Origin of the sequence: Flavobacterium sp. FlaQc-47 (genome assembly GCF_044006475.1) — a bacterium.
Lineage (GTDB): Bacteria > Bacteroidota > Bacteroidia > Flavobacteriales > Flavobacteriaceae > Flavobacterium.
In genome coordinates, this window is record NZ_JBIPCQ010000003.1 from 228,450 (window position 1) to 240,601 (window position 12,152).

Consider the following 12,152-nt stretch of genomic DNA (forward strand, 5'->3'; position numbering starts at 1 on the left):
GTGGGCTAAAATTAAAAGCTTTGAAAAATAAACTTATAGCGTTCTCACAACGCATTATAAATTGGATAAAAAAGAATAAAATAAAATCAGCAATTGCGTTTACGCTCTTGCTGATTTATTATTTCTCTATACCCCGAACGTTGTTTCAGGAACCTTATTCTACCGTTATAGAAAGTAAAGAAGGAGAATTATTAGGTGCTAAAATTGCTCGCGACGGACAATGGCGTTTTCCTGCTCAGGATAGTGTGCCGGATAAATTCAAAAAATGTATTGTTTATTTTGAAGACGAATATTTTTATAAACATCCCGGGTTTAATCCGATTGCGATGGTAAATGCGATCAAACAAAATAGAAAAGCGGGGAAAGTAGTAAGGGGAGGAAGTACACTGACACAACAAGTGATCCGATTATCCCGAAAAGGAAAAGGAAGAACTTATTTTGAAAAGTTTATCGAAATTATTTTGTCGACCAGATTAGAATTAGGATATTCTAAAAACGAAATTCTGGAATTATATGCTGCTCATGCGCCATTTGGCGGAAATGTTGTTGGGCTTGAAATGGCAGCGTGGCGCTATTTTGGCGTGCAATCAAATCAATTATCATGGGCGGAAAATGCGACTTTGGCTGTTTTACCAAATGCGCCCAGTTTGATTTATCCGGGTAAAAACCAGATTAAATTATTAAACAAACGCAACAAACTTCTACTAAAACTTCACAATGAAGGAATAATCGATCAGCAGACTTACGAACTTGCTGTTGAAGAACCATTGCCTCAAAAACCGTATGATTTACCACAAATCGCCCCACATTTACTACAAAGAGTAGCAAAAGGCGATGAAGGAACACGTGTAAAAACCACTATTGATTATGCTTTACAAAATAGAGTAAACCAAATTGCAAAATATTATTACAATCAGTATAAACAGAATGAAGTCAATAACTTAGCGATTTTAGTTATTGATGTTTCAAACAGAAACGTAATGAGTTATGTTGGGAATGCGCCAACAGATAAAGACCATCAAAAAGATGTGGATATTATTGATGCTGCAAGAAGTACCGGAAGTATCCTGAAACCACTTTTATACGCTGCAATGTTAGATGATGGTGAATTATTGCCCAATACTTTAGTAGCTGATATTCCAACTCAAATTTCAGGTTATACGCCGCAAAATTTTAATCTTACGTTTGACGGAGCTGTTCCGGCACATCGGGCTTTGTCGAGATCGTTAAATATTCCCGCAGTTTTGATGTTGCAGGATTTTGGAGTAAATAAATTTTATGAAGAACTGCAAAAGTTTAAATTGAGAGACATCAATAAAACACCGGATCATTACGGATTATCGCTTATTTTGGGAGGTGCAGAAAGTAATTTGTGGGATTTGTGCCGAACCTATGCTAATCTCTCTTCAACAGTAAATTATTACACTAAAAATAATGCAAAATATCGTACCAAAGAGTTTACCGAATTAAATTATAGAAATGATTTTGAGCCTGATTTTGGTTCTGAAAGTGATCATAAGAATATCTTAGGCGCAGGATCAATTTGGTTAACGTATAATGCAATGGAAGAAGTAAACCGACCGGAAGGGGATGAAGCCTGGAAGTTTTATGACAGTTCGTTGAAAATTGCCTGGAAAACCGGAACCAGTTTTGGAAACAGAGATGCGTGGGCAATTGGAACAAATTCAAAATATGTAGTGGGAATTTGGGTTGGGAACGCAACAGGCGAGGGAAGACCTACTCTAACCGGCGTTACAAGTGCGGCACCAATTTTATTTGATGTTTTTAATCTATTGCCAAGACAAAGATGGTTTCAAACCCCTTATAAAGATTTAGATCAGGTGGAGGTTTGTCGTTTAAGTGGTTATCTGGCAAAAGACGGCTGTCCGAAAATCAAACAATGGGTTCCTAAAAAAGGAAAATCTACGGTAGCTTGTCCGTATCATAAAACGGTGCATTTAGATAAGGCGCAGCAATTTCAGGTCAATAGCAGTTGCGAAAGTATTGATAATATCGTCACTAAAAATTGGTTTGTTTTACCTCCTGTAATGGCTTGGTATTACAAAAGCCAGCATATAGAGTATTTACCTTTGCCTCCGTTCAAGGAAGATTGTCAGGGAACACAAACTACAAGTATGGATTTTATTTACCCGAAAACGAATAGTAAAATCTATTTAACTAAGAATTTTAATAGCGAAGTGCAGCCTGTAATTTTAAAAGTTGCCTATTCAGAACGTGATCGTGAATTGTTTTGGTATGTTGATAATGTTTATAAAGCAACGACAAAAACATTTCATGAACTGCCTATTACGCCAACTTCAGGAATACATTATATTACGGTTGTAGATGCTTTTGGGAATGAAATTAGAAGAAAGATTGAAATTATCAGGGAATGATTTTTTGAAATTGCTTCGCCTGTTCGCTAACGCTCGGGTCCAAATTCCAAACCTGATCGTTTCTTAAAATAGAAGTTTTGAGGCAATAAGTGGTAGGTGGTTTTATTACATGATTCTAATTTGAGTATATGCTTTTTGATTGCTTGAAAATCTGAAAGTAGCCCCAAAAGTAAACCCTTTAATTACGGGAATTTTATTATTATTAAAGGGTTGTGAATATCCGAAGCCTAGATCTAAAAGATTTAAAACCGTCATTCCTGCTAAACCATACGCGTGTTTGTCTGATATTCCGCCCTTAACAAATAAAAACTTTGCTGTATTATAGGATAAATGCAAATCAGGTAAGCCATAATTAGTGTCATTGTAAGATGTGACTCCAAAACCCAATCCTAAAAAAAGTTTGTTTTTGTTTTCACAATCCAGACATAATTCTATTCCTCCGATAAATTGGCTTTTGGTTGCAATTTTATAATCTATATATAGAATAGGCCATTTTGGGAATGCAAATTTGCTTTTAGTATTTTCTTTATAATTGAAATCTCTTGAATCTAAAAGAATGTTGTTTTCATTGTACCATTTTGCATTTCCTACAAGATATTCCCCTTCTTTATCTTCAGAATAACCTTCGAACTGAGGTTTATTATTTTTTAAATAATAATCTTTTATTACGTAAAGTGAATCTAAAGACTTGATATTGTATCCCACCGCCTTTTTTGTTTTTATTTTTAAAGGTTTAATTCTGTAATACATGGCAGAATTTTTCAGGGTGTTTTTCCAATTTTGGTCAAAATAAACCGTATCATTTTGAGCTGAGGATTTAATTGTAAAAAAGGTTAAAATAAGAAGTAAATAATGATATTTATTTTTAAAACAGGGCTGAGATATATTTAATAGCATTTTGTACGGGTATATAATTTTATCAAATGTAAGAAAGTATTTAGGAACAAAGTTTATATAATTTAATTTTGAAAACTGATGTCTAGCCCAGATAGAAGTGGAAATCCTTTTGTTTTTTTCTTTAAAAAACAAAAGATTGAAACGGATAGCTGGAAATTGCTCCTAAAAAAAACAAATTCCAATATTTTAAATTCCAAAAATTAAAAATGTAAAGTGAGATTGTTTCTTTTTTCACAATGACGCACAAAAAAACCGCCAATCTCCCGATAATATCGGGACGAGAGGCGGTTTTGATTTTTATTCTGAAATAACATTTCCTTTTTTATCGTAGAAATGATATTCTAAGTACGTGTAAGCGTCACGAGGTATGATTTTCACCCATTTTTTATGTTCAAAAAACCATTTTGAACGTAATGATGGAAAACCTTTACTGAGGTATGCAGCCACAAACGGATGTACATTAAGTACAACATCTTTGCGGATTTTTAAAATTCGGTCTAAATCAGATGCGATTTTATCAATGATTAAAATTGGCGCTTCAATTTCGCCATGTTCATTGTTAGGATCTTCTTCTCTAGTTTTAATATTAACTTCTGGTCTTACGCGTTGTCTGGTAATTTGAACTAAACCAAATTTACTAGGCGGTAAGATTTTATGTTTTGCTTTATCGTCGCTCATTTCTTCTCGCAAGAAGTCGAACAAGACTTTCCTGTTTTCAGGATTAGACATATCGATAAAATCAACTACGATTATTCCGCCCATATCACGCAAACGAAGTTGTCTGGCAATTTCAGCGGCAGCAATCATATTCACTTCCATGGCTGTATCTTCCTGATTGGTCGCCTTATTTGAACGGTTTCCGCTATTTACGTCTATAACGTGAAGAGCTTCAGTGTGTTCAATAATAAGATATGCGCCTTTACTCATGGAAACGGTACGTCCAAATGAAGTTTTGATTTGTCTCTCTATATTGTATTTCTCGAAAATTGGAGTGTCATTTGATTGATAAAACTTAACAATCGATTGTTTTGAAGGTGCAATTTCTTGCAGATATTCCTTCGTTTGGTGGAACAACTCTTCGTCATCTATCTGGATACCACTAAAGGTATCATTGAATACATCTCTTAATATTGAGGAAGCTCTGTTGAGTTCTCCCAATACTTTTGAAGGATGATGAGCAGTTGGTAATTTTTTACACATTGCAGTCCATCTGCTAAGCAGGTTCTGCAAATCTTTTTCTAATTCGGCTACGTTTTTGCCTTCGGCTACTGTGCGAACAATAACACCAAATCCTTTTGGTTTGATAGATAGGACAAGTTTTTTTAGACGATCCTTTTCCTTTTTGTCTTCTATTTTTTGAGAAATAGAAACGCGGTCAGAAAACGGAACGAGAACAATAAATCTTCCTGCCAATGAAAGCTCAGCGCTTATTCTTGGACCTTTGGTAGATATAGGTTCTTTTACAACTTGAACTAAAACAGATTGATTGGCACTTAAAATATCAGTAATGATGCCATCTTTGTCAATCTCTTTTTCAAACTGAAAGGTTTTTAGGGAGAAATCTTTTATTTTACCTGCGCTTACAAGTTTTATGAATTTCAGTTGGGAAGCTAAGTTAGGTCCTAAATCGTGATAATGTAAAAAGGCATCTTTTTCGAAGCCTACATTTACAAAAGCAGCATTAAGTCCGGCAACTGGTTTTCGTATTTTGGCAATAAAAATATCACCAACCTGAAAGTTGCTTTTCTCTTCTTCCTTGTGTAATTCAATTAGTTTTCCATCTTTTAATAAGGCAAAATCTACGGCTTCAGAACTAGATCTAATGATTAATTCTTTATTCACACTGTAAATTTTTATCCAGACTTTTAGTTTCAGGTTTTTAAGTTTCAAGTTTCAAGTTTTGCAACTCATAACTCATAACTTATAACTCATAACTGAATTGTAAGGATGGATTAAACAATATTTTTAACAGGTATTGAACCCGGGGGAATTTTAGTAAGCAGTTCCCGGTATCAGTTAGCAGTTTTAAGCTGCAAACTGTGACGGTTTACTGAGACTGAATTCCAATTTCAATGAACGTTTAAAAAGAAAAAAGTAGTTTAAAACTACTTTTTCTTTTTGTGACGGTTAGCTCTCGCTCTTTTTTTTCTTTTGTGCGTAGCTACCTTATGTCTCTTTCTTTTTTTACCACTTGGCATATCGTGTCGATTTTATGATTAATTAATGTATTATTTTGCTTCGTTATTCGTTTTTACTCCTTCTACAAAAACTTTTGCAGGTTTGAATGCAGGAATGTTGTGTGCTGGAATTTTGATAGTGGTGTTTTTAGAAATGTTTCTACCTGTTTTTTCAGCTCTTGTTTTTACGATAAAACTTCCAAAACCTCTTAGGTAAACATTGTCTCCAGTTTCTAATGAAGTTTTAACTTCTTCCATAAAAGTTTCTACTGTTGCTTGAACATCTCCTTTTTCAAGACCTAGTTTCTCTGAAATTTTCGCTACGATATCTGCTTTCGTCATTTTCTTTCCTATTTTATTTTTATAAATGGTGTACTATTTTTTTGAGTTTGCAAATATAGGAATTAAAAAAATAATTAATCAAGCTAATTCGTTAAATTTTAATTACATAAACATTTACTTTTGTATTCTAAGTATTTTGCAATGAATTTTCCTAACATATTGATAAATTGGTATTTACAAAACAAACGTGATTTACCATGGCGAAAAACCACCAATCCTTACCATATTTGGCTATCAGAAATAATGTTGCAACAGACTAGAGTTGCGCAAGGAACACCTTATTTTTTCTCTTTTACAAAGGAATTTCCTACTGTATTTGATCTGGCAAATGCCTCAGAAGAGCAGGTTTTGAAACTTTGGCAGGGTTTAGGGTATTATTCACGCGCCAGAAATTTGCATAAAACGGCTCAATATGTCGCAAATGAGTTAAACGGAATTTTTCCTGAATCCTATAATGACTTATTAAAATTAAAAGGAGTTGGTGAATATACCGCAGCAGCAATTGCCTCTTTTTCATATAATGAAGCCGTTCCGGTTGTTGACGGAAATGTGTTTCGGGTACTTTCCCGCTATTTTGATATTGAATCTGATATTTCGTTGCCGGCAACTAAAAAAGAATTTACAGAGCTTGCCCGTGAATTAATGCCAAAAGATAACCCTGCAATTTTTAATCAGGCCATTATGGAGTTTGGCGCTTTGCAATGCGTTCCTAAAAGTCCTGATTGTAGTATTTGTGTTTTTAATGATAGTTGCCTCGCGCTTCAAAAAAAGAAAGTTTCGGTTTTGCCCGTAAAGTCTAAAAAGCTGAAAGTGACAAATAGATTCTTTAATTATTTAATTTTAGAAGATCCTTTAGGAAATACTCTAATTCAAAAAAGAACAGCAAAAGAAATTTGGCATAACTTATATGAGTTTCCACTTTTTGAAACTACTGAAATTGTGGGTTTTGATATTGTTTCAAATGCAGTTCAAAACACCATTTTTCCGTCTTATACTATTTTAAGTATTGAAGAATGTACTGAAACCACTGTAATTCATAAACTTTCGCACCAGCATCTACATATTCAGTTTTGGAAAGTTAAAATTGCAGAAACAATCGAAAATGGATTGAATGCCAGTAAATTAAAGACTTTTCCTTTTCCAGTTGTGATTTATAATTTTATAGAAAAGCAGGAAATAATTTGCTAAAAAAATGTATCTTTGGGATAAATACCATATAATACACTATGAACGGAACATTAAATAAGGTTATGCTAATTGGTCATTTAGGCGACGATGTAAAAATGCACTATTTTGATGGTGGAAATTGCATAGGGCGTTTTCAGCTGGCGACCAATGAGGTTTATATCAATAAAACGACTAACGAAAAAATAACTTCTACAGAATGGCACAATTTAGTTGTACGTAATAAAGCAGCAGAAATTTGTGAAAAATACCTTTCTAAAGGAGATAAAATATATATTGAAGGACGTATAAAATCACGTCAGTGGCAGGCAGAAGACGGAACTACAAAATACACAACAGAGATTCAGGTAACCGAATTTACCTTCCTGACTACCAAAAAAGAAACTGGAAATCATAAGCCACATCAGGAACCAGAACCAGCAAAAAACACTAACTTTGATGCCACAAACGAAGGTTTACCTATAAATGATTTACCTTTTTGATTGTTTAACTAATCTTTTTTAATTTGGACCCGGAGCCCAGTTTATTTCTTAAAACATTAGACATCAATTTAATAATTGGTTTTGTCGGAATATTTATTCTATTGTTTTTATCGGCAATTGTTTCAGGTGCCGAAGTAGCACTTTTTTCTTTATCCCAAAAAGACATTGATGAAACTTTACAGCATAATAATCCGAAAGGAAAAATTATTTCCAGGCTTTTAGACAAACCCAAAAAACTCTTAGCCACATTATTAGTAGCCAATAATTTCTTTAATATAGGAGTTGTTATTTTATTCTCCTTTATAGGACAAAATATTTTTGCTGCTATTAGTTCTCCGGTTTTTAAGTTTATCCTCGAAATAATCCTGGTTACTTTCCTGATTTTATTATTTGGAGAAGTTTTGCCTAAAGTTTACGCCAGCCGTAACAATATAAAATTCGCAAAACGAGTTGCATATCCTATTGCAGTTCTGGATACATTACTCTCGCCAATAAGTTTGCCTATGCGAAGCGTTACGCTATATTTGCACAACAAATTGGGGAAACAAAAAAATAGTTTTTCAATCAATCAGCTTTCGCAAGCCTTAGAACTTACAGATTCTGAAGGAACATCAAGCGAAGAACAAAAAATTCTGGAAGGAATTGTTTCTTTCGGGAACACTGATACAAAACAAGTAATGAGTCCCAGGATTGATATTTTTGCATTAGAAATATCAGAATCATTTGGAACCATTTGCCCGAAAATAATCGAAAAAGGATTTTCAAGAATTCCGGTTTATCGCGATAATATCGATCAGATCGAAGGCGTTTTGTTTGTTAAAGATTTATTGCCCTATATTGATAATGAAGAGTTTGACTGGTCATCCTTAATAAGAGAAGCCTTTTTTGTTCCCGAAAATAAGAAACTGGACAATTTATTAAAAGATTTCCAGAGCCTTAAAAGCCATCTTGCAATTGTGGTCGACGAATATGGCGGAACTTCCGGATTAGTATCTTTAGAGGATGTTATTGAGGAAATAGTAGGCGATATAAGCGATGAATTTGATGACGAAAATTTGAATTATTCTCAAATAGACGAAAAGAATTTTCTGTTTGAAGGAAAAATAAACATGAAGGATTTTTACAGAATTGTTGATGTTAATGAAGATATTTTTGAATCCCACAAAGGTGAAGCCGAAACATTAGCCGGTTTTATTCTGGAAATTTTGGGTAATTTCCCTAAAAAAGATCAAAAAGTAGCTTTCGAAAACTGCATTTTCACCATAGAAACAGTTGATAAAAAGCGTGTAAAACAAATAAAAGTAACAATAGATTAAATGTTAAAAAAAACAATTTCAATAGCAACAATTTTACTGGCATTGACTGTTTTAAGTTGTAAAGATGATGTAGTGCCAAAACCTTCAGGTTTTCTGCGTTTAGATTATCCGGAAGCAAAATATGTTAGTTTTGAAAATAATTGCCCGTTTGCCTTTGAAATGAACGAAGCAGCGGTTATTAAAGGCGAAAAAGATTGCGGATTTGCGATTACTTATCCTAAAATGAAAGCCACAATTTACCTGACTTACAAACCTGTAAATGGCAATATTGAGAAATTATTGAAGGATGCTCAAAAACTAACGTATGAGCATGTTATAAAAGCCGATGATATATTAGAACAGCCATATTTAAACCCTCAAAAAAAGGTTTACGGAATGTTTTATCAAGTTGACGGAAACGCAGCTACAAACTCCCAGTTTTACGTCACAGACAGTACGAAACATTTTATAACAGGATCAGTTTATTTTTATGCAAAACCAAACTTCGATTCCATTATGCCGGCGGCAAGTTATATCAAAAACGACATGCAAAGATTGATGGAAACATTAAAATGGAAGTAAAAAAAATCCAAAACATAAAAAAGGGCGTTCAATTTGAGCGCCCTTTTTCTATATCTTATATTTCGTAATTACGATTTGAAATTCAGAACTTTATAAGTTTTTCCGTCTCCGGTTGCCTGAACTACTTTAGTTAAGTTATCTTGGTTTTGAACTGTTTTATCAAATACAACAGTCGCCGTTTTTTTATCAAAATCAACAGTTGCTTTTTCTACGCCGTCTAAGTCAGCTAATTCTTTTTCAATTGTTTTGGCACAACCCATTGCGCAAGTCATACCTTCAATCTTGAAACTTGCCGTTTGAACATTTTCCGCAGCAATTGCTTTTTGTTCTTTTGCTGCTGTTTCAACAGGTTTTATATTAGCCAGATTTTTATCTTCTTCTTTTTTGCAGCTTACTAAAACTAAACTTGCCATTGCGAATGTTGCTATAATTTTTGTAAATTTCATTGTATGTTATTTTTAATTGATAGTTGTGTTCCTTGCAAAATTAATAAAAAGGAAGCGGTCAGTCCATAAAATTATTACAAATTTGCATCAAAATAGTATTTATGGATGCAAAGCAATTAAAGTGGGCTTATTTATTTGTCCTTTCCCTTATTTGGGGAAGTTCTTTTATATTGATAAAAAGAGGTTTAGTTGGTTTGACAGCCCTTCAGGTAGGTTCGTTCCGAATTATTTTTGCAGCTTTATTTCTATTGATTGTAGGTTTTAAAAGCCTCAAGAAAATTTCGCGCCGTCAATGGAAATTTGTCGCCATAACCTCCCTTTTTGGAACTTTTACGCCCGCTTATCTTTTCGCCATTGCCGAAACCGAAGTAGATAGTTCCATTGTCGCCATCCTAAATTCGCTTACACCTTTAAATACTTTAGTTCTTGGGATAATTGCTTTTGGGATCCAGTTTCAAAAACGACAGGTTTTAGGCGTTTTTGTAGGTTTGATAGGGTGTTTGCTTTTGGTTTTAAGCGGAGCATCAGCACATCCCGGACAAAACTATTATTATGTGGTTTTAGTTGTAATTGCAACGCTTTGTTATGCCATAAATGTCAATTTAATCAAGAAATATTTATCCGATTTAAATTCATTGAGTATCACCACAGGAAACTTCGCAGTTTTGCTTATACCCGCATTAATTATTTTAAGCACAACCGATATTTCGCAACGAATAAATATTGATATCACGCAACATTCCATTTATTTCGTCATGATTCTGGGCGTTTTAGGAACCGGAATTGCAAATGTTGTTTTTTTTAAATTAATCCAAATGTCATCGCCCGTATTTGCAACATCGGTAACCTATTTGATTCCGATAGTGGCATTTTTCTGGGGATTATTAGATAACGAAATGCTAACCCCAATTCAGTTTTTTGGAGCGTTTATAATTTTAATTGGAGTTTATTTATCGGCTAAGAAATAAAGTTTTTTTTGAAATGTTATTTTGGATTTTTTAGGAGCTAATCCCGCACCCGAGCCTGAAAGTGCGAACTGGCGAAGCAATTCGTTCCAATCTTTTATGGCGAACCCCGCCATAAAAGGATTTCCACTTCTATCGGGGCTATGACAATCATTTTCATAAGGATATTTTTGTTAAGTTTGTCATTTCAATGAACATGTAGTTTTGTCATTTCGACGAAGGAGAAATCACATCAGATATTCGACAAAGATTGACGATTTTGGGCACGGAGTTTCTAGTGCGATTTCTCCTTCGTCGAAATGACATATTTTGTACAATACCTGTATGTAGTTGGTAGTATTGGAAACAACTGCAACGCCTTGAACAGCGTAGGACAGCTTAACTATGCGGGTTTTATAATTTTATAATTATTGATTGAAAATTCTTACTTATTTAAAAAGTTTTAGGTATCTTCGCGATCCTAAATAGTCAATAATTATGAGTTCAAAGAAATTTTGCCCGTGTGGTATGGTGACGGTATTGGAAACAACCGTAGCGCGCTTTGACGGCGTAGGACATCTAAGCCATGCGGGTTTTTTACTCCTTAACCGTCAAAATTATGAGTACAAACACGCTTTCAAAAGAAATGGAATTGAGATTGGCTGATTTTTTCAACAATTCAATTGATCCGCAACTTATGGCTAAAACAATCAGACAAGTCAATTACATGCTTGCCTTAAGCTTAATGCGAGATTGTGAAACACTGGAAACAGAAAAAACAAGTCTCGAAAATGGTTTTTATTGGTTAAACGAATTAGCCGAAATTTTAAATCCTTATTTAGATGTTGAGTAATTAAACAAGAAAGGCTGTCGTAATTGACAGCCTTTCTTGCTTTTTAAAAAATTCAGGTTTGTAATTAGAAAATCTGTTTTTATCAGCGTTTTCGCTTTAGCGAATCAGCGTCTAATTTTGACGCGGATAAAACAGATTTACTTCGTAAAAACGCGGATAAAAACGGATTGGATTTGTAATAATTTTATTTTCGTTTTTTTTTACCAACATTTAACTCCTAACGGAGTACAAAATGGATTTTTTCAATATTTAATTCATGTTTTTGTATTCGAAGAAATTATATATTGGTATTTTTTGTTCCATCAAACATTTATTCCTGCTTTTCTATCTCGGAGAGATTATATATTGGTAGAATATCATTAAGCCACCAAACATCGTTTAGTCCCTACGGGACATTTTTTTATTTTCAAATTCATTTTTTCTACCAATATTAAACTCCTAACGGAGTAGAAAATGGATTTTTTCAATATTTAATTCATGTTGTTGTATTCGAAGAAATTATATATTGGTATTTTTTGTTCCATCAAACATTTATTCCTGCTTTTCTATCTCG

At 33.7% G+C, this 12,152-nt stretch carries 11 protein-coding genes; 7 read left to right on the plus strand and 4 right to left on the minus strand.

All coding sequences use genetic code 11. From position 1 onward, the window contains the following. Positions 1-20: 20 nt before the first annotated feature. Complete coding sequence (pbpC, locus tag ACHRVX_RS10580) at positions 21-2,396, plus strand: penicillin-binding protein 1C (protein WP_395331974.1); 2,376 nt, start codon at positions 21-23, stop codon at positions 2,394-2,396. Positions 2,397-2,501: 105 nt separating this feature from the next. Here the strand turns inward: pbpC and ACHRVX_RS10585 are convergent, their stop codons facing one another. The 3 genes from ACHRVX_RS10585 to ACHRVX_RS10595 form a co-directional block, all read right to left on the minus strand. Then, complete coding sequence (locus ACHRVX_RS10585; RefSeq protein WP_395331976.1) at positions 2,502-3,146, minus strand: hypothetical protein; 645 nt, start codon at positions 3,144-3,146, stop codon at positions 2,502-2,504. A 444-nt stretch (positions 3,147-3,590) separates the two neighbouring features. Continuing rightward, the gene (locus ACHRVX_RS10590; RefSeq protein WP_395331978.1) at positions 3,591-5,135 is read right to left on the minus strand and encodes an Rne/Rng family ribonuclease; all 1,545 of its coding nucleotides are present in this window, start codon (positions 5,133-5,135) and stop codon (positions 3,591-3,593) included. A 386-nt stretch (positions 5,136-5,521) separates the two neighbouring features. Then, positions 5,522-5,812 (minus strand): HU family DNA-binding protein, encoded by a 291-nt coding sequence (locus ACHRVX_RS10595; protein ID WP_007805026.1) that lies wholly within the window; start codon positions 5,810-5,812, stop codon positions 5,522-5,524. A 141-nt stretch (positions 5,813-5,953) separates the two neighbouring features. Here ACHRVX_RS10595 and mutY point away from each other — a divergent pair, with 141 nt between their 5' ends. The 4 genes from mutY to gldD are packed head-to-tail and all read left to right on the plus strand — an operon-like array spanning position 5,954 to position 9,356. Further along, positions 5,954-7,000, plus strand: a complete 1,047-nt coding sequence (mutY, locus tag ACHRVX_RS10600; RefSeq protein WP_395331980.1) for an A/G-specific adenine glycosylase — start codon at positions 5,954-5,956, stop codon at positions 6,998-7,000. A gap of 38 nt (positions 7,001-7,038) precedes the next feature. Further along, positions 7,039-7,479, plus strand: coding sequence for a single-stranded DNA-binding protein (locus tag ACHRVX_RS10605; protein WP_213295037.1), 441 nt, complete (start codon positions 7,039-7,041; stop codon positions 7,477-7,479). Between the two features lie 23 nt (positions 7,480-7,502). Continuing rightward, on the plus strand, positions 7,503-8,795 hold the full coding sequence (locus tag ACHRVX_RS10610; RefSeq protein WP_395331982.1) for a gliding motility-associated protein GldE: 1,293 nt from the start codon (positions 7,503-7,505) through the stop codon (positions 8,793-8,795). Beyond that, entirely contained in the window at positions 8,796-9,356 is a 561-nt protein-coding gene (gene gldD, locus ACHRVX_RS10615; RefSeq protein WP_121322462.1) for a gliding motility lipoprotein GldD, read from the plus strand. Between the two features lie 68 nt (positions 9,357-9,424). Here the strand turns inward: gldD and ACHRVX_RS10620 are convergent, their stop codons facing one another. Then, complete coding sequence (locus tag ACHRVX_RS10620) at positions 9,425-9,802, minus strand: heavy-metal-associated domain-containing protein (protein ID WP_395331985.1); 378 nt, start codon at positions 9,800-9,802, stop codon at positions 9,425-9,427. Positions 9,803-9,903: 101 nt separating this feature from the next. On the opposite strand from ACHRVX_RS10620, the gene ACHRVX_RS10625 reads away from it, so the two are divergent. Further along, positions 9,904-10,770: a DMT family transporter gene (locus ACHRVX_RS10625; protein ID WP_395331987.1), complete on the plus strand. Its 867-nt coding sequence runs from the start codon at positions 9,904-9,906 to the stop codon at positions 10,768-10,770. A gap of 595 nt (positions 10,771-11,365) precedes the next feature. Then, the gene (locus ACHRVX_RS10630; RefSeq protein WP_395331989.1) at positions 11,366-11,599 is read left to right on the plus strand and encodes a hypothetical protein; all 234 of its coding nucleotides are present in this window, start codon (positions 11,366-11,368) and stop codon (positions 11,597-11,599) included. Positions 11,600-12,152: the final 553 nt, after the last annotated feature.

Bases quoted from the DNA above. Each gene is read 5' to 3' on its own strand.
- ACHRVX_RS10595 (WP_007805026.1), bottom strand. From the start codon at position 5,812: ATGACGAAAGCAGATATCGTAGCGAAAATTTCAGAGAAACTAGGTCTT.
- ACHRVX_RS10585 (WP_395331976.1), bottom strand. From the start codon at position 3,146: ATGTATTACAGAATTAAACCTTTAAAAATAAAAACAAAAAAGGCGGTG.
- ACHRVX_RS10625 (WP_395331987.1), top strand. From the start codon at position 9,904: ATGGATGCAAAGCAATTAAAGTGGGCTTATTTATTTGTCCTTTCCCTT.
- ACHRVX_RS10620 (WP_395331985.1), bottom strand. From the start codon at position 9,802: ATGAAATTTACAAAAATTATAGCAACATTCGCAATGGCAAGTTTAGTT.
- ACHRVX_RS10630 (WP_395331989.1), top strand. From the start codon at position 11,366: ATGAGTACAAACACGCTTTCAAAAGAAATGGAATTGAGATTGGCTGAT.
- gldD (WP_121322462.1), top strand. From the start codon at position 8,796: ATGTTAAAAAAAACAATTTCAATAGCAACAATTTTACTGGCATTGACT.
- mutY (WP_395331980.1), top strand. From the start codon at position 5,954: ATGAATTTTCCTAACATATTGATAAATTGGTATTTACAAAACAAACGT.
- ACHRVX_RS10605 (WP_213295037.1), top strand. From the start codon at position 7,039: ATGAACGGAACATTAAATAAGGTTATGCTAATTGGTCATTTAGGCGAC.